A 17,145-nucleotide genomic window follows, 5' to 3' on the forward strand; every position below is an offset into this window, starting at 1 on the left:
AAAAGAAATATTATTTTTTCTTTAATTCCGGAATATAATTCCGACAAGCTTCTACATCTCCTTTAATGAATGCGTCTTTTTTCAGTGGCAGCAGTATGCCGCCTGTAAGCTGGAACACGAAGAAACGTTCTGTCTCAAATACACCGCGCACATCATTTTTGCGAAGATCTACATCCGGTGCATTATTCTTATAAGAGCGGATGCGCGTGCCCTCAATCGTGATCATGAGATCATAGCCGTCTTTTGAATAACTGTCGCGGAAAGCCTGGATCTCAGCTTTTTTTCTCTTATTTGTGCTGACCAGCGACACAATAGTAGCGATTACACATAATACAACAATGATTGCAAAGAGTATACAGAGCACACCTTTGTGGGTGTTGTATTCTCGCCAGGTAAAGAATGCACAGATCAGAGCAATGATGATCAGTGTAATATAGTTCTTGTAGGTCTGTGCGGCGTAGCCGTCTTGCACTTCTACCATCAGTGGATCCGTGTACTGGTACTGATTCACAATGGTGGTTGATTTTTTTGATGATGATGCCATAGTAAACTCCTTAGTATAGCGGCTGTCAGCCGTAATGATTGATTTCATTATAACGGATGTGGGAGGGAAAGGCAATCACGCAGACGTGGATTCTGCATATAATGAAGCAGAATGACAGTCGAATCGCAGGAGGAATCACAGATGGATCAGAAATTACCATATTATATGGCATATCCTACACCACTTTTATATGATGATGAGCGCAGAGACCGGATGGATTTTGAATATATGAAAAGTATGTATCCGGATGCGGCGAAGCAGCTTCTTCCATATATAGAGGATGAATGTGACCGTGTTGCATATGAAGGAAGTGTGATGTTTGATGAATATCCGGATCAGCTTCAGCTGCACTTGATGGGAAGACGCGTGTATGACAGAACAGAAAAAGATCAAGTGATTGAAAAGTTGATCCGAAGCGAAGGAAAGGGTGCGGATGAATCCTGGATACGGGATCTGATACAAGTGATGCTTTATCAGGAAATCTATAAGCGTCGCAGTGATCAGCGCAAATATAATCAGAAGTATTATCAGGGGATCGCATTTCCAAAAGGTTAGCCTTGTGCAGAATACAAAACGTATGCTATACTGATTGCGCAAAAATGAGACAGAGCAGAAGATAAGGAGCAGATGCATGGATAATATTATATTGATTGGTATGCCGGCATCAGGCAAAAGCACAGTTGGAGTTGTACTGGCAAAAAGGCTTGGTTATGAATTTATAGATACAGATCTGCTGATCCAGAAGCAGGAGCAAGCATTGCTCAGGGAGATCATTGCAGAAAAAGGGGAGGATGGTTTCCTGGTGATTGAAGATCAGGTAAACGCAGATCTTGAAGCGGAACGGTCAGTGATCGCACCGGGAGGAAGTGTGGTATACTGTGAAAATGCCATGAAACATTACAAAGAAATTGGTACGGTAGTATATTTACAGACCAGTTATCAAACAATAAAAGAAAGAATCGGAGATCCAAAGAAGCGAGGGGTTGTGTTGCGGGAAGGACAGACGCTTAAGGATCTCTATGAAGAGCGCAGAGTGTTGTTTGAAAAGTATGCAGATGTTACAATTTGCGAAGATGGATTGACATTGTCTGAAACTATTGGTAAAGTAGTAGAGGTTTTCGGGCAGGAATAATATTGGTAAATGTTACGAAAATCTTACGGGGTTGTAAAAAAGATTTTACAAATACTTATTACTGATGTATACTAGACTATACGAATAATGTTATTTAATTGAAATTGGATTTACGTGCCATATATATTGGGACATAAAGGCGAGAGTATAAATAGAAAATAATTGAGGTGCAAAATGGAACAGTATATTATCAAAGGCGGCAATCCGCTTGTTGGGGAAGTGGAGATTGGCGGCGCTAAGAATGCAGCTCTGGCTATTCTTGCGGCAGCTATTATGACTGACGAGACGGTTTTGATCGATAATCTGCCAGATGTGAATGATATTAATGTATTATTGGACGCTATAGCCGGAATCGGCGCATCCGTTCACCGTATTGACAGACATACGGTAAGGATCAATGGTAAAGGAATTACTAATTTTGATATCGAATATGAGTATATCAAGAAGATCCGGGCGTCATATTATCTGCTGGGTGCGTTACTCGGCAAGTACAAGAAAGCAGTTGTGGCGCTTCCGGGCGGATGCAATATCGGAAGCCGTCCGATCGACCAGCATCTGAAAGGATTCCGTGCGCTGGGAGCGGATGTCGAGATCGAGCATGGCAAGATCATTGCTGAGGCAGAGAAGCTTGTCGGCAAGCATATTTATTTTGATGTTGTCAGTGTAGGTGCTACGATCAATGTCATGATGGCAGCGGCTATGGCTGATGGATTGACGATCATGGAGAATGTGGCAAAAGAGCCTCATGTAGTAGATGTAGCGAATTTCCTGAACAGCATGGGTGCTAATATCCGTGGCGCAGGTACCGATGTGATTAAGATCCGAGGTGTGCGTTCCCTGCACAGAGCAGAGTATTCTGTTATTCCGGATCAGATCGAAGCCGGAACATTTATGTTTGCAGCAGCAGCTACCAAGGGTGATGTGACTGTTTGTAACGTCATTCCGAAGCATTTGGAAGCAACCATTGCCAAGCTGTTAGAGATTGGCTGTGAAGTAGAAGAGTTTGATGATGCGGTACGCGTGGTTTCCAAGGGAGGACTCACCAGTACACATGTAAAGACTTTGCCATATCCGGGATTTCCGACAGATATGCAGCCACAGATTGGTGTTACGCTTGCTCTTTGCAAAGGGACAAGTATGATTACTGAAAGTATTTTTGAAAACCGTTTCAAATATCTGGATGAACTTGCCCGTATGGGGGCATGCGTGAAGGTAGAAGGTAATTCCGCTTCGATCGAAGGTGTGGAGAAGCTTTCGGGAGCACGTGTCAGTGCACCGGATCTCCGTGCAGGAGCTGCGCTTTGCATCGCAGGACTTGCAGCAGATGGTATTACAATTGTAGATGACATCGTATATATCCAGAGAGGATATGAACGGTTTGAAGAGAAGTTGAGAAGCCTTGGTGCAGTGATCGAGCGTGTCAGTACAGAACGTGAGATTCGCAGATTTACGCTGAAAGTCAGCTAGAGACGGCAGACAATTGAATAATATGATGGCAGGGGCAAAAGTCCCTGACTATGACTAACTCTTATTCAGAGCAGTGGAGATACAAAGGATCTGAGAAGCTGCGGCAACCCCCATTGGAGGAAGGTGCCAACCTGAGCGAGCAAATCGAACAATAAGAGGATTGGTTTATAACTACGAAATAAAGCAGTCCACTTGGTGGGCTGCTTTTTGTGCAATAAATGAAAGAGCATTGATTGCACGGCGATCAGGCGTTAGCCTGGTCGAGAATATATAATCATGCAGCTAATAAAAAGATATAGCCTCCGGCAAGAATGCCGAGGCATTCTTGAATTACACAACAGAAAGGAACATAAGAAGATGGAAAAAAGATTATTTACATCAGAGTCAGTAACTGAAGGACATCCGGACAAAATGTGCGACCAGATTTCAGATGCGATCCTGGATGCACTTATGGAACAGGATCCAATGAGCCGTGTGGCATGTGAGACATGCACTACTACAGGTCTGGTTATGGTTATGGGAGAGATTACAACAAAAGGATATGTGGATATTCAGAAGATCGTACGTGACACGGTACGTGAGATTGGATATACTCGTGGCAAATATGGATTTGACGCAGATACCTGCGGTGTAGTAGTAGCACTGGATGAGCAGTCTACAGATATTGCTATGGGTGTTGATAAGGCGCTGGAAGCAAAAGAACATACCATGTCTGACGAAGAAATCGACGCTATCGGAGCAGGAGATCAGGGTATGATGTTCGGTTATGCTTCTGATGAGACAGAAGCATTGATGCCATATCCGATCGCGCTGGCACAGAAGATGGCTATGAAGCTTACTGAGGTAAGAAAGAATGGAACTCTGCCATATCTGAGACCGGATGGAAAGACTCAGGTTACTGTAGAATATGATGAGCAGGACAGACCGGTTCGTCTGGATGCTGTTGTACTTTCTACACAGCATGATCCGGAGGTGACTCAGGAGCAGATCCATGAGGATATTAAGAAATACGTATTTGATGAGACGATCCCGGCTAATATGGTAGATGCTGATACTAAGTTCTTTGTGAATCCAACCGGACGTTTTGTAATCGGCGGACCTCACGGAGACAGCGGACTGACAGGCCGTAAGATCATCGTAGACACTTATGGCGGAATGGCTCGTCATGGTGGCGGCGCATTTTCAGGAAAGGACTGCACAAAGGTAGACCGTACAGCAGCTTATGCAGCACGCTATGCAGCTAAGAATGTTGTGGCAGCAGGACTTGCCAAGAAGTGTGAGATTCAGCTTTCTTACGCGATCGGTGTGGCTTGCCCGACTTCCATCAGAGTAGATACGTTCGGCACAGGAAAAGTATCGGATGAGAAGCTGGTTGAGATCCTGAGAGAGAACTTTGACTTCCGTCCGGCAGGCATGATCAAGATGCTGGATCTGCGACGCCCGATCTACAAACAGACAGCGGCTTACGGACATTTTGGACGTACAGATATCGATCTTCCGTGGGAGAAGACAGACAAGGTGGATGCACTGAAAGCATATCTGTAAGAGCATCTTGTTGTTTTATAAAAAGTTTAGAAATGTTTATGGGTGCTTTGGTGAGAAGCACCCATTTTTGTGCTATGATAAGAATAACTTTTAGATAAAGAGGTTATTGATTATGAAGCTGAAGACGAGACTGGTGGTAGCATTTCTTACAGTCGTGATCTTGCCGGTTATTCTATCGGGAAGTGTTATATTTGCGGTGGGAAAGTACCAGATGAATTGTATAGAAAAGACATATGGTATCAGTGAGACTTCGGTAGAGAGCCTGTCTAACTCAATCAAGACACTTGGACAGTTGACGACGAAGCCGTACAGAGAACTGTGTGATGAGATCGACCGGACACCACAGAAGATGGAAGATGCGGCATTTCTGGAGAAGATTAATCAGGAACTGGAAGAGAAGAAGTCTTATCTGTTGGTGCGCAGGAATGACATGATGGCATATGTGGGTACAGATTATGATGAAGCAGAAGCAGTGATCAGCCAGTTGCCGAAATATGATGAGAACAGAACTCCATCGGAGAATAGTATTTATCTTGGCGGTGAAGCACAGGCACTTGTAAAGCAGATTGATTTTCAGTATGAAGATGGTGAAGAGGGCAGTGCATTTCTTGTTACGGATGTGGGAACTGTGATGCCGGAAGTACGTGCGATGGCGAGAGAAATTGTAATCATTGTGGTATTGATCCTGCTTTTTACAATCGCAGCACTGATCGTGTGGATATACAGAGCAGTCATGGGACCGGTGGCAAAGATCCAGAAGGCTGCGGAGAATATTAAGAATGGCAATCTGGATTTTGAGATGCCAAAAGCTGATAATGATGAATTTGGTCAGGTATATCAGAACTTTGAAGATATGCGAATACGTCTGAAAGAGAGCGCGGAAGAGAAGATCCAGTTTGATAAAGAGAATAAGGAACTGATCAGCAATATCTCTCACGATCTGAAGACACCTGTGACCACGATTAAGGGCTATGCAGAAGGTATTATGGATGGCGTGGCAGATACACCGGAAAAGATTGACAAGTATGTACGGACGATCTACAACAAGGCGAATGAGATGAACACGCTGATCAATGAGCTAACGTTATATTCTAAGATCGATACGAACCGTATTCCGTATAATTTTAATACCATCCCGGTCAATGCATATTTTGACGATTGCGCAGAAGAACTTTCTATGGAACTTGAGTCTAAGAATGTGGAATTTGGATATTTTAATTACGTAGAAGGCGATGTGAAGATCATTGCAGATGCAGAGCAGATTAAGAGAGTGATCCACAATATTATTAATAATTCACTCAAATATATGGACAAAGCGAAAGGCATGATCAATCTGCGTGTGAAGGATGTAGGAGATTTTGTACAGGTAGAACTGGAAGATAATGGTAAAGGTATCGCAGCGAAGGACCTGACGAAGATATTCGAACGATTCTATCGGACAGATGCATCTCGTAATTCCTCGAAGGGAGGAAGCGGCATTGGCTTGTCTATTGTAAAGAAAATTGTTGAGGAGCATGGTGGCAAGATCTGGGCGACCAGCCGGGAAGGCACTGGTACGACCATGTACTTTGTATTAAGAAAATATCAGGAGGTACCGATTCATGAGTAAGATATTAATAGTAGAGGATGAAGTGGCAATTGCAGATTTGGAAAAGGATTATCTGGAACTGTCCGGGTTTGATGTAGAAGTGGCGAATGACGGACTGGTCGGTTACCAGAAAGCGATGGAAGAGGACTATAATCTGGTAATTCTGGATCTGATGCTTCCGGGAATGGATGGATTTGAAATCTGCCGCAAGCTTCGGGAAGAGAAGAATACACCGATCATCATGGTATCTGCGAAGAAAGATGATATTGATAAGATCCGGGGTCTTGGCCTGGGAGCTGATGATTATATGACCAAACCGTTCAGTCCCAGTGAACTGGTGGCAAGAGTTAAGGCACATCTGTCACGATATGAGAGACTGATCGGAAGCGCAGCGGAGGTGAATAAGGTCATTGAGATCCGCGGTCTGAAGATCGATACAACGGCTAGAAGAGTGTGGGTTAACGGCCAGGAGAAAGCATTTACCACAAAAGAATTTGATCTGCTTACATTTCTTGCAAGTCATCCAAATCATGTGTATACTAAGGATGAACTGTTCAGCGAGATCTGGGATATGGAATCCATCGGAGATATAGCGACGGTGACGGTTCATATCAAGAAAATCCGTGAGAAGATCGAGATGGATACATCCAACCCTCAGTATATTGAGACAATCTGGGGTGTAGGATACAGATTCAAGATGTAGCAATAGTTCTGATAACAGTTATTCGGGCGGGTTCCAACAGGAATCCGCTTATTTATTTGAAGATTTAGGAGAATACTATGATTACCAGTACATCCAATGCAAAGGTAAAAAGACTTGTGAATTTGAGAAAGAAAAGGAAAGCCAGAGATACAGAAAAGGTATTTCTTACAGAAGGACTTCGGATGTTCGAGGAAGTGCCGGAGGACAGACTTCTGGAAATCTATGTGACCGAACATTTCTATAAAAAGGAAAAAGCACTGGTGGATGCAAAGCATAAGAAGAGCGGATGCCAGATGGAGGTGCTGACGGATACCGTGATGAATTTTGTGTCGGATACCAAGACGCCTCAGGGAGTGTTATGTGTGGTGACACAGGAGAATCAGGGAGAAGCGTGGCTTGAAAAGGAACTTAAAGCACCGGAACAGGTACCACTTATCATGCTGTTAGATAATCTTCAGGATCCGGGGAATATGGGGACGATCCTGCGGACTGCGGAAGCGGCAGCAGTAACAGGGATTATCATGAGCTCCGACTGTGTGGATGTGTATAATCCGAAGGTTATTCGTTCAACGATGGGATCTATATTTCGCGTGCCGTTTGTGTATGTAGAGAACGTAACGGATGTGATTCGGCAGATGAAAGAGCATGGTATCCGTACTTATGCAACACACCTGGCAGGAGAGCTTGCCTACGATGAGCCGGATTATCGCACACCGTCAGCATTTTTTGTGGGAAATGAGGGCAACGGTCTCAGAGATCAGGTGGCTGAACTTGCGGATATATACATTAAGATTCCAATGGCAGGTCAGGTGGAATCTCTGAATGCGGCGATCGCAGCTACGGTAGTGATGTTTGAAGCGGGGCGCCAACGTCGGCATTGACTTTTGAAGTTGGAATAATTATAATGATACCAACCGTTATGGAACCATAATCGAAGGAGGGATTCTTATGGAGACAATGGGATGGTTGATTATATTTATTGTACTCATTGTGATCGAACTTCTGACCATGGGACTTACAACGATCTGGTTTGCCGGAGGTGCGCTGGCGGCGCTTCTGATGTCAGTGTTAGGCTTTGGGATGCCGGTACAGGTTGTAGTATTTATCATCGTATCGGTTCTGCTGTTGGTACTGACGAGACCGATTGCGGTGAAGTATTTTAACCAGAACAGACAGAAAACGAATGTGGAAAGCCTGATCGGGCAGCAGGCATTGGTGCTGGAAGATGTGGATACGCTGCATGCAGCAGGACAGGTAAAAGTAAACGGGCAGATCTGGTCGGCGAAGACAGAAGAGACGTCTGGTTTCATTGCAAAAGATACGGTTGTGATGATCCGGGGAATCCAGGGAGTTAAGTTGATTGTAAAGGCAAAGGAGGATTAGTTATGGTGGCAGGTATTTTCAGTATGTTAGGAATTTTGGTTCTTTTGATTGTGATTGGAGTTGTAGTATCCTGTGTGCGTATTGTACGGCAGGCACAGGCATTAGTAATAGAGAGACTCGGTGCTTATCAGGCAACCTGGGGAACAGGACTTCATGTGAAGCTGCCGATCGTTGACCGTGTGGCAAGACGTGTGGATCTGAAGGAGCAGGTAGTAGACTTTGCACCACAGCCGGTAATTACCAAGGATAATGTAACAATGCGTATTGATACGGTTGTGTTTTATCAGATCACTGATCCGAAGATGTTCTGCTACGGTGTGGCGAATCCGATCATGGCGATTGAGAATCTGACAGCTACAACACTTCGTAATATTATCGGAGATCTGGAACTTGACCAGACACTGACTTCAAGAGAGACGATCAATACCAAGATGCGTGCTTCTTTGGATGTGGCAACAGATCCGTGGGGCATTAAGGTGAACCGGGTAGAGCTTAAGAATATTATTCCGCCGGCAGCGATCCAGGATGCGATGGAGAAACAGATGAAAGCTGAGCGTGAGAGACGTGAGGCAATCCTTCGTGCAGAAGGCGAGAAGAAGTCTACGATCCTGGTGGCAGAAGGACATAAGGAATCTGCAATCCTCGATGCAGAGGCTGAGAAGCAGGCAGCAATTCTGCGCGCGGAAGCGGAGAAGGAAAAGATGATCAAAGAAGCAGAAGGTCAGGCAGAGGCTATTTTGAAAGTACAGCAGGCCAATGCAGACGGTATCCGTTTTCTGAAAGAAGCAGGAGCAGATGAGGCAGTGCTTACAATGAAGAGCCTGGAAGCATTTGCCAAGGCAGCAGATGGTAAGGCTACTAAGATCATTATTCCATCTGAAATTCAGGGGATCGCCGGACTGGTGAAATCTGTGACTGAGATCGGAAAAGATACGACAGAAGAATAAAACATAAAGAAAAGAGGAAAAAGACATGGATTTAAAGGGACGCAGTTTTTTGAAATTACTTGATTTTACACCGGAGGAGATTATTTATCTCGTAGATCTGGCGCAGGAGCTGAAAGAGAAGAGAAAGAAAGGCATCAGAGGCAACAGCTTGAAGGATAAGAACATCGCACTTATTTTCGAAAAGCCGTCTACCAGAACCAGATGTTCATTCACTATCGGAGCACAGGAAGAGGGCGCTCTGGCAACTTACCTTGCAGGAAGCGAACTGCAGCTTGGTGAGAAAGAGAGTATCGAAGATACAGCCCGTGTACTGGGAAGAATGTTTGATGGTATCGAATACCGTGGCTTTGACCATTCTTATGTAGAAGAACTGGCTAAACACAGTGGTGTACCTGTCTGGAACGGACTGACAGATCAGTGGCACCCGACACAGCCGTTAGCAACAATGCTGACACTGAAAGAGCACTTCGGATACCTGAAGGGATTGAAGGTAGTGTATCTTGGAGATGGACGTAACAACGTAGCGAACAGTCTGATGGTTGCCTGCGCAAAGGTTGGTATTGATGTTGCAATTTCAGCTCCGAAGCAGTTGTGGCCGGAAACATGGTTAGTAGAGACCTGTGAGAAGCTGGCGAAAGAAGCAGGATCTACCGTAACAGTATCTGATAAGCTGGATGTAGTAGAAGGCGCTGATATGCTGTATACAGACGTGTGGTATTCTATGGGTGAGGAAAGAAAAGAGCAGGAGCGTATCCGTCTTGCAGTGCCTTACCAGATCAACAGTGCGCTGATGGCAAGAACAGGTAAAGATACTACAATTTTCTCGCACTGTCTGCCAGCTAACAAAGGAAAAGAAGTAACTGAGGAAGTATTTGAAAGTGAAGCATCCAAAGTGTTTGATGAGGCAGAGAACCGCCTGCATACGATCAAAGCAATTATGGTGGCTACACTGGGTGAATAAATGAAAAAAGAAATATTATCCATGCTCCGCAGTGCGGAGGGATATGTATCAGGACAGCAGCTCTGTAACCAGTTAAAGGTTTCCAGAACTGCTGTCTGGAAAGTAATAGAACAGTTGAAAGCGGAAGGGTATGATATAGAAGCGGTGCATGGCAAAGGCTATCATCTGGTCAGTGTTCCGGATGTGATATCGCAGGCAGAGATTGAGAGTCGTCTGCAGACGAAATGGGCCGGATGCAGCGTTTTTTATTGTCCAGTCATAGATTCTACTAATGTGAAGGCAAAGCGACTTGCTGAAGAGGGAGTATCTCACGGTACTCTGGTAGTAGCAGGTCATCAATCTGCCGGGAAAGGAAGACGCGGTAGGGTCTGGGAGTCACCGGAAGGTACCGGGATTTATATGACGTTAATTCTGAGACCGGGTATCAAGCCGGAACAGGCGCCGATGCTTACGGTATTGATGGCGCAGAGCGTGGCAGATGCCATACAGACGGTGACCGGAATTACGCCGGGAATCAAGTGGCCGAATGACATTGTGATGGATGGCAGGAAGATCTGTGGAATCCTGACTGAGATGAGTACGGAAATGACATGGATCCACTATGTGGTGATTGGTGTGGGTATTAATGTGCATCAGCAGACATTTCCAGAGGAATTGGAAGATAAGGCCTCATCGCTGGATCTGGCTGGTGCACAGTCTGTAAAGCGGGCTGAACTTGTGGCAGAAGTGATGAAGCGTTTTGAGATATATTATGAGCAATTTGAAAAAGAAGGGGATCTGTCGGTGATCTGGGAGCGGTATAACGAAATGCTTGTCAACAGAGACCGGGAGGTGCGTGTGCTGGAGCCGGGGCATGAATATACTGGACATGCCATCGGTATTGATAAAAATGGCGAGCTTTTGGTGCGCCGGGAAAATGGGCAGGTCGAGACGATCTATGCCGGAGAGGTATCGGTAAGAGGAATATATGGGTATGTATGATGATAAAGTTGTGCTCTGTGGAGCCAACTCCTATAACGAAAAGTATTATCTGAATCCGGATTTTGAAGGACTTCCGGATCATGTAAAAGAAGAATTAAAGATTATGTGTGTGTTGTATGTGCACGATGTCGGAGGCGTGTTAACACTCGTATTTGAAGAGAATGGCGAACTGTGCTTTGAGGTTACATCTGAAGATTTTGATCCGACATTTGATGATATTGGCAGCCGCTTGCTGATTAAGAAGCTGCAGACAGAGAAATCGGATCTGCTGGAAGCACTTCAGATGTATTTTCGTGTGTTTTTTTTGAATGAAGACATGGATCTGGCTGGTGAGGAATAGGAGGACGCTATGTTACTTGCAATAGATATAGGGAATACGAATATTACGCTGGGAGTATTCGAAGACAGAGAGCTTTTGGGAAAGTTCCGTATGACAACGATGATGTCAAGAACTTCCGATGAATATGGTATTACGCTAAGAGAGCTTTTAAGGAATCAGAATATGAATCCGGATGAGATTGATGCGGTTATCGTTGCGTCTGTTGTACCGGATATTATGCATTCATTCAGTAGTGCTATTATTAAATATTTTGGACATAAGCCGGTGATCGTGTCAGCCGGGATCAAGACTGGTATCCGAGTAGCGACAGAGAATCCGAGACAGACGGGGCCGGATCGAATTGTGGATGCGGTTGCAGCCTATAAATTATATGGTGGACCGATTATTGTAGTAGACTTTGGAACAGCAACAACCTTTGACCTGGTAGAACCAGATGGTACTTTTGGTATAGGTGTAACGGCACCTGGTATCCGGACATCGGCAAGAGCACTTTGGGGTGGGGCAGCGATGCTTCCGGAGATTGAGATCCGCAAGCCGGATACGATCCTTGCGAGAGAGACTATTTCCAGTATGCAGGCGGGGCTTGTATATGGATATATTGGTCAGACAGAGTATCTGATCCGCCGGTTGAAAGAAGAATCCGGGTTTACTGATGCGAAGGTAGTAGCGACAGGTGGACTGGGCAATATCATTTATAAAGAGACAGACTCTATTGATTATTATGATCAGGATCTGACATTAAAGGGTCTGGAACTGATCTATGAGAAGAATAAAAAGATAGCCAGAGAGAGCGTGTAGGCGGAAGTGTCTGTGCGGAGTATAAGGAGTGGACATGCAGATAGGAAATGTGACAATCAAGCATCCATACATTCTGGCGCCGATGGCAGGTGTAACAGACCTGCCATTTCGTCTGCTATGCAAAGAGCAGGGCGCGGGACTGTTGTGTATGGAAATGATCAGTGCCAAGGCATTACAGTATAAGAATAAAAATACAAAAGCACTGCTTTCGATTCATCCAGATGAATATCCGGTATCACTACAGCTCTTTGGCTCAGATCCGAAGATTATATCGGAACAGGCAAAGAAGATCGAAGAGCTGCCGTTTCAGATATTGGATATTAACATGGGCTGTCCGGTTCCAAAAGTGGTAAAAAATGGTGAGGGATCAGCACTCATGAAAAACCCGAAGCTTGTATATAATATTGTAGCCGAAACAGTGAAAGCAATTCGAAAACCTGTGACGGTAAAGATACGTAAAGGCTTTGATGAACAGTCACTAAATGCAGTAGAGATTGCAAAGGTCATAGAAGCGGCAGGGGCATCAGCAATTGCGGTACACGGAAGAACCAGAGAACAGTATTATTCCGGCAAGGCAGACTGGGAGATTATCCGACAGGTGAAAGAGGCGGTGAAGATTCCGGTTATCGGTAATGGAGATGTGACTTCGGCGAGGCTTGCAGCAGATATGCGGAAGCAGACGGGCTGTGATGGAGTGATGATCGGAAGAGGAGCGCAGGGGAATCCATGGATTTTTCATGAACTGCTGGTGTATGAAGAGACCGGACAGATTCCAGAGCGTCCAAACATTCAGCAGATATGTGATACGATACTTCGACATGCGAGACTGCAGATTGAGTTCAAGGGTGAGTATCTGGGAATCCGGGAAATGCGTAAGCACACAGCGTGGTATACCAAAGGAATGACCGGATCCGCCAGACTCAGAGACATGGTGAATCAGGTAGAGACATATGAAGAATTAGAAGCACTTTTGACAAAAATGATAACCGGAAACAATTGACAGAAATGATTCAATTATGTATAATTATGAAATTGCGAAAGTATAGTAAGGAGCGATGAGAAACATGGAAGAAAAGAAGAAAATTCTTACGTATGCAGGTTTAAAAGCACTGGAGGATGAGCTTGAGAATCTGAAAGTTGTTAAGCGTAAAGAAGTTGCTGCAAAGATAAAAGAAGCAAGAGAACAGGGCGATCTGTCAGAGAATGCAGAGTACGATGCTGCTAAGGATGAACAGCGCGATATCGAGGCAAGAATCGATGAGCTGGAGCAGATTCTGAAGAATGCAGAAGTTGTAGTAGAGGATGAAGTAGACTCTGATAAGATTAACATCGGATGTACAGTAGCTGTATATGATGAAGAGTTTGATGAAGAGATTGAATTCAAAATCGTAGGATCTACAGAGGCTAACAGCCTTCAGGGCAAGATTTCCAACGAATCTCCGGTTGGAAAGGCGCTTCTCGGACGTGAAGTCGGCGATGAAGTAGTCGTAGAGACACAGGCAGGAGATATTACCTATAAAGTATTGAAGATTGAGAGATCTATTTAAGAGATAAGGAGTAAGGAAAGTGGCTGGACAGAAGAATGGACAGGAACAGGATATTAATCAGTTAAGAAAGGTTCGCCGTGAGAAGCTGGCTAACCTTCAGGAAGCGGGCAAGGACCCATTTCAGATTACAAAATATGATCAGACACACCACTCTCTGGAAGTAAAAGAGCTGTACAATGCTCACGAAGCAGAGCTTCTTGCAGGAAGAGCTTCTGTGAATACAGAGGGTATGGATGAGCAGGAAGCAAAGCAGGCAGTCAATGACGATTACAATGAGCGCAGAGAGATCATGGATGCAAGTCCGATTCACGTAAGCATCGCGGGACGTATGATGTTTAAGCGTGTGATGGGTAAAGCTTCATTCTGCAATATTCAGGATCTGGATGGAAGCATTCAGGTATATGTTGCAAGAGATGTGATCGGTACAGATGCATATGCAGATTTTAAGAAGTCTGACATCGGTGATATTTATGGTGTGAAAGGTTATGCCTTCCGTACAAAGACAGGTGAGGTTTCTATCCATGCTGAAGAGATGACACTGCTCTCTAAGAGTCTTCAGATCCTTCCGGAGAAGTTCCATGGCATGACCAACACAGACCTCAGATACCGTCAGAGATATGTTGACCTTATTATGAATCCGGAATCAAAGGATGTATTTATCAAACGTTCTAAGATCATCAGCGCAATCAGAAGATTCCTTGGTGATCAGGGATTTCTGGAGGTAGAGACTCCAATCCTGACAAGTAATGCCGGCGGAGCATCTGCAAGACCGTTTGAAACACACTTTAATGCACTGAACGAAGACCTGAAGCTTCGTATTTCTCTGGAGCTTTATCTGAAGAGACTTATCGTAGGCGGTATGGAAAAGGTATACGAGATTGGTCGTGTATTCCGTAATGAAGGTCTTGATACAAGACATAATCCAGAGTTCACGCTGATGGAGCTCTATCAGGCATACACAGATTACAATGGAATGATGGATCTGACAGAGAATATGTACCGCTATGTGGCACAGGAAGTTCTCGGAACTACTAAGATCGTCTACAAAGGCATTGAAATGGATCTTGGTAAGCCATTTGAGAGAATTACTATGGTCGATGCTGTTAAGAAATACGCCGGTATTGACTGGAACGATGTGGAGACAACTGAGGATGCCAAGAAACTGGCAGATGAGCACCACATCGAATACGAAGACAGACATAAGAAGGGTGATATCCTTTCTCTGTTCTTTGAAGAATATGCAGAAGAACATTTGCTTCAGCCTACATTTGTAATGGATCATCCAATCGAAATCTCACCGCTTACCAAGAAGATTCCTGGTAATCCGGAATACGTAGAGCGTTTCGAGATGTTTATGAACGGATGGGAAATGTGTAACGCATACTCAGAGCTGAATGATCCAATCGATCAGGCAGAGCGTTTTGCACAGCAGGATGCTAATGCAGAAGCTGGTGATGAGGAAGCGCAGCATACGGATGAAGACTTCCTGAACGCACTTGAGATCGGTATGGCACCGACAGGTGGTATCGGATACGGAATCGACCGTCTCTGCATGCTGCTGACAGGGGCAGAGGCAATCCGTGACGTACTGCTCTTCCCGACAATGAAGTCATTAGATGGTGTAAATAAGAAAAATGATGTAAATAATACAGCTTCTGAAGCATCTGAAAAAAATGTAAAAACTGAGTCTGAAAAGATTGATTTTTCTAAAGTAAAGATTGAGCCTTTGTTTGAGGAAATGGTAGACTTTGATACATTCAGCAAGTCAGATTTCCGTGCAGTAAAGGTTAAAGAGTGTGTTGCAGTACCGAAGTCAAAGAAACTGTTACAGTTTACTCTTGATGACGGAACAGGCACAGACAGAACCATTTTAAGCGGTATTCATAGCTTTTATGAGCCGGAGGAACTGGTTGGAAAGACTCTTATCGCTATCACAAATCTTCCACCGAGAGCGATGATGGGCATTGACTCTTGCGGTATGCTCCTCAGTGCTATTCATGAAGAAGAAGGCGAAGAAAAGCTTCATCTTCTGATGGTAGATGACCACATTCCGGCAGGTGCAAAGCTCTATTAAGATGATGTAAAGATGTACCGTTTTACCGAATAGACGGGACGTACTTCATTTGATAAAAAACTGAAAAAACAGCGATTTACATCAAACTTACATCATTTGATGCAGAAATCGGTGCAAGCAAGAAAAAATCGCATAATCAGTGCAATGAGTGGGCAATTCCAATCGGGATTGCCCATTTTTAAAACAAACAGAAATACAAATCGGGAATTTGTATAAAATATTTTTTGAAAAAACTGTTGACTCCTACGTTGCGTAATGGTTTAAAGTATATTTATCGAGAGAGGAGGAAATGATGATGATGACAGTAAATGAAGTGAGTAAGCTTGCCGGAGTGAGTATACGCACTCTACAATATTATGACAAGATTGGTCTTTTACATCCGACGGGATACACCGATGCGGGTTACAGATTGTATGACGATGCAGATTTGGAACGCCTTCAACATATTTTGCTGTTTCGAGAATTGGAGTTTCCTCTTAAAGACATTAAGATGATTGTTAATAGTCCTGATTTTGACAGAAGCAAAGCTTTAGAACAACAAATAGAGCTGCTTAAGCTTAAAAAGGAACATATTGAGAACTTAATGAACTTTGCTCTTGGAATAAAATTGTTAGGAGTGAAACACATGGATTTTAAGGCTTTTGATAGAAGTAAATTAGATGAATATAGCAGACAGGCAAAGGAATTATACGGTAATACACCAGAATATAAGGAGATGGAAGAAAAGCAAAAGAATCGAACTGAAGAAGATGAGAAAATCTTAGCAGATAGATTTATGCTTTTTTTTAAAGAAGCCGGAGAGATGAAGAATATGAATCCAGCATCTGATGATGCACAGAATCTTGTAAGAAGATTACAGGATTATATTACCCAAAACTTATATACTTGTACAAATAAGATTTTGCGTGGATTAGGAAAAATGTATTCAGGAGGTGGAGATTTTACAACAAATATTGATGCATATGGTGGAGAAGGTACAGCAATATTTGTAGCAGATGCAATAGAGATATATTGTGATAATGCAGAGTAAAATTGAATTTTTATTTATGTAATGCACACGATAAATCCAGTTTTGAACTTGCCCTTTGAGAGAGGAGAAAATCCTTTTCTCAAAGGGCTTTTTCTATTTATATGG

18 protein-coding genes and 1 riboswitch are annotated in these 17,145 nt (G+C 43.9%); of the genes, 17 read left to right on the plus strand and 1 reads right to left on the minus strand.

Annotated elements, in window-relative coordinates:
* Positions 1 to 10: 10 nt before the first annotated feature.
* Entirely contained in the window at positions 11 to 544 is a 534-nt protein-coding gene (locus OCV65_RS09085; RefSeq protein WP_118453252.1) for a YcxB family protein, read from the minus strand.
* Between the two features lie 141 nt (positions 545 to 685).
* Here OCV65_RS09085 and OCV65_RS09090 point away from each other — a divergent pair, with 141 nt between their 5' ends.
* The 17 genes from OCV65_RS09090 (at position 686) to OCV65_RS09170 (ending at position 17,040) form a co-directional block, all read left to right on the plus strand.
* A complete protein-coding gene (locus OCV65_RS09090; RefSeq protein WP_262581784.1) occupies positions 686 to 1,099 on the plus strand; it encodes a hypothetical protein in 414 nt (137 codons plus the stop codon).
* Positions 1,100 to 1,175: 76 nt separating this feature from the next.
* On the plus strand, positions 1,176 to 1,676 hold the full coding sequence (locus OCV65_RS09095) for a shikimate kinase (RefSeq protein ID WP_118383186.1): 501 nt from the start codon (positions 1,176 to 1,178) through the stop codon (positions 1,674 to 1,676).
* 174 nt (positions 1,677 to 1,850) lie between these two features.
* Positions 1,851 to 3,143: a UDP-N-acetylglucosamine 1-carboxyvinyltransferase gene (locus tag OCV65_RS09100; protein ID WP_262581785.1), complete on the plus strand. Its 1,293-nt coding sequence runs from the start codon at positions 1,851 to 1,853 to the stop codon at positions 3,141 to 3,143.
* Positions 3,144 to 3,201: 58 nt separating this feature from the next.
* Positions 3,202 to 3,301: riboswitch (SAM riboswitch) on the plus strand.
* A 199-nt stretch (positions 3,302 to 3,500) separates the two neighbouring features.
* A complete protein-coding gene (metK, locus tag OCV65_RS09105; protein WP_262581786.1) occupies positions 3,501 to 4,688 on the plus strand; it encodes a methionine adenosyltransferase in 1,188 nt (395 codons plus the stop codon).
* Between the two features lie 112 nt (positions 4,689 to 4,800).
* Complete coding sequence (locus OCV65_RS09110; RefSeq protein WP_262581787.1) at positions 4,801 to 6,297, plus strand: sensor histidine kinase; 1,497 nt, start codon at positions 4,801 to 4,803, stop codon at positions 6,295 to 6,297.
* On the plus strand, positions 6,290 to 6,979 hold the full coding sequence (locus tag OCV65_RS09115; protein ID WP_262581788.1) for a response regulator transcription factor: 690 nt from the start codon (positions 6,290 to 6,292) through the stop codon (positions 6,977 to 6,979). Before OCV65_RS09110 ends, OCV65_RS09115 begins: the two co-directional genes overlap by 8 nt.
* A gap of 77 nt (positions 6,980 to 7,056) precedes the next feature.
* Positions 7,057 to 7,860, plus strand: coding sequence for a 23S rRNA (guanosine(2251)-2'-O)-methyltransferase RlmB (gene rlmB / locus OCV65_RS09120; RefSeq protein WP_262581789.1), 804 nt, complete (start codon positions 7,057 to 7,059; stop codon positions 7,858 to 7,860).
* A 67-nt stretch (positions 7,861 to 7,927) separates the two neighbouring features.
* A complete protein-coding gene (locus tag OCV65_RS09125) occupies positions 7,928 to 8,362 on the plus strand; it encodes an NfeD family protein (RefSeq protein WP_262581790.1) in 435 nt (144 codons plus the stop codon).
* 23 nt (positions 8,363 to 8,385) lie between these two features.
* The gene (locus tag OCV65_RS09130; RefSeq protein WP_416810580.1) at positions 8,386 to 9,309 is read left to right on the plus strand and encodes an SPFH domain-containing protein; all 924 of its coding nucleotides are present in this window, start codon (positions 8,386 to 8,388) and stop codon (positions 9,307 to 9,309) included.
* Between the two features lie 25 nt (positions 9,310 to 9,334).
* On the plus strand, positions 9,335 to 10,270 hold the full coding sequence (argF, locus tag OCV65_RS09135) for an ornithine carbamoyltransferase (protein WP_262581792.1): 936 nt from the start codon (positions 9,335 to 9,337) through the stop codon (positions 10,268 to 10,270).
* A complete protein-coding gene (locus OCV65_RS09140; protein ID WP_118383177.1) occupies positions 10,271 to 11,251 on the plus strand; it encodes a biotin--[acetyl-CoA-carboxylase] ligase in 981 nt (326 codons plus the stop codon).
* On the plus strand, positions 11,244 to 11,591 hold the full coding sequence (locus OCV65_RS09145) for a DUF6145 family protein (protein WP_262581806.1): 348 nt from the start codon (positions 11,244 to 11,246) through the stop codon (positions 11,589 to 11,591). The genes OCV65_RS09140 and OCV65_RS09145 overlap by 8 nt, the downstream gene beginning before the upstream one ends.
* 9 nt (positions 11,592 to 11,600) lie before the next feature.
* Positions 11,601 to 12,389: a type III pantothenate kinase gene (locus tag OCV65_RS09150; protein ID WP_262581793.1), complete on the plus strand. Its 789-nt coding sequence runs from the start codon at positions 11,601 to 11,603 to the stop codon at positions 12,387 to 12,389.
* A 34-nt stretch (positions 12,390 to 12,423) separates the two neighbouring features.
* Positions 12,424 to 13,389: a tRNA dihydrouridine synthase DusB gene (gene dusB / locus OCV65_RS09155; RefSeq protein ID WP_262581794.1), complete on the plus strand. Its 966-nt coding sequence runs from the start codon at positions 12,424 to 12,426 to the stop codon at positions 13,387 to 13,389.
* Positions 13,390 to 13,453: 64 nt separating this feature from the next.
* Positions 13,454 to 13,936, plus strand: a complete 483-nt coding sequence (gene greA / locus OCV65_RS09160; protein ID WP_118383174.1) for a transcription elongation factor GreA — start codon at positions 13,454 to 13,456, stop codon at positions 13,934 to 13,936.
* A gap of 19 nt (positions 13,937 to 13,955) precedes the next feature.
* Entirely contained in the window at positions 13,956 to 16,010 is a 2,055-nt protein-coding gene (gene lysS, locus OCV65_RS09165; protein ID WP_262581797.1) for a lysine--tRNA ligase, read from the plus strand.
* 295 nt (positions 16,011 to 16,305) lie between these two features.
* On the plus strand, positions 16,306 to 17,040 hold the full coding sequence (locus tag OCV65_RS09170; RefSeq protein WP_066557019.1) for a MerR family transcriptional regulator: 735 nt from the start codon (positions 16,306 to 16,308) through the stop codon (positions 17,038 to 17,040).
* The last annotated feature ends 105 nt before the right edge of the window (positions 17,041 to 17,145 follow it).

Source organism: Dorea ammoniilytica, from assembly GCF_025567415.1.
In the GTDB taxonomy this organism is placed as follows: domain Bacteria; phylum Bacillota; class Clostridia; order Lachnospirales; family Lachnospiraceae; genus Claveliimonas; species Claveliimonas ammoniilytica.

Excerpts from the sequence above, each read along its gene's own strand:
- rlmB (WP_262581789.1), top strand. The coding sequence starts at position 7,057 with ATGATTACCAGTACATCCAATGCAAAGGTAAAAAGACTTGTGAATTTG.
- OCV65_RS09125 (WP_262581790.1), top strand. The coding sequence starts at position 7,928 with ATGGAGACAATGGGATGGTTGATTATATTTATTGTACTCATTGTGATC.
- OCV65_RS09100 (WP_262581785.1), top strand. The coding sequence starts at position 1,851 with ATGGAACAGTATATTATCAAAGGCGGCAATCCGCTTGTTGGGGAAGTG.
- argF (WP_262581792.1), top strand. The coding sequence starts at position 9,335 with ATGGATTTAAAGGGACGCAGTTTTTTGAAATTACTTGATTTTACACCG.
- greA (WP_118383174.1), top strand. The coding sequence starts at position 13,454 with ATGGAAGAAAAGAAGAAAATTCTTACGTATGCAGGTTTAAAAGCACTG.
- OCV65_RS09150 (WP_262581793.1), top strand. The coding sequence starts at position 11,601 with ATGTTACTTGCAATAGATATAGGGAATACGAATATTACGCTGGGAGTA.
- OCV65_RS09090 (WP_262581784.1), top strand. The coding sequence starts at position 686 with ATGGATCAGAAATTACCATATTATATGGCATATCCTACACCACTTTTA.
- OCV65_RS09095 (WP_118383186.1), top strand. The coding sequence starts at position 1,176 with ATGGATAATATTATATTGATTGGTATGCCGGCATCAGGCAAAAGCACA.
- OCV65_RS09110 (WP_262581787.1), top strand. The coding sequence starts at position 4,801 with ATGAAGCTGAAGACGAGACTGGTGGTAGCATTTCTTACAGTCGTGATC.
- OCV65_RS09170 (WP_066557019.1), top strand. The coding sequence starts at position 16,306 with ATGATGACAGTAAATGAAGTGAGTAAGCTTGCCGGAGTGAGTATACGC.
- OCV65_RS09085 (WP_118453252.1), bottom strand. The coding sequence starts at position 544 with ATGGCATCATCATCAAAAAAATCAACCACCATTGTGAATCAGTACCAG.
- OCV65_RS09115 (WP_262581788.1), top strand. The coding sequence starts at position 6,290 with ATGAGTAAGATATTAATAGTAGAGGATGAAGTGGCAATTGCAGATTTG.
- dusB (WP_262581794.1), top strand. The coding sequence starts at position 12,424 with ATGCAGATAGGAAATGTGACAATCAAGCATCCATACATTCTGGCGCCG.
- OCV65_RS09130 (WP_416810580.1), top strand. The coding sequence starts at position 8,386 with ATGTTAGGAATTTTGGTTCTTTTGATTGTGATTGGAGTTGTAGTATCC.
- OCV65_RS09145 (WP_262581806.1), top strand. The coding sequence starts at position 11,244 with ATGTATGATGATAAAGTTGTGCTCTGTGGAGCCAACTCCTATAACGAA.
- OCV65_RS09140 (WP_118383177.1), top strand. The coding sequence starts at position 10,271 with ATGAAAAAAGAAATATTATCCATGCTCCGCAGTGCGGAGGGATATGTA.
- metK (WP_262581786.1), top strand. The coding sequence starts at position 3,501 with ATGGAAAAAAGATTATTTACATCAGAGTCAGTAACTGAAGGACATCCG.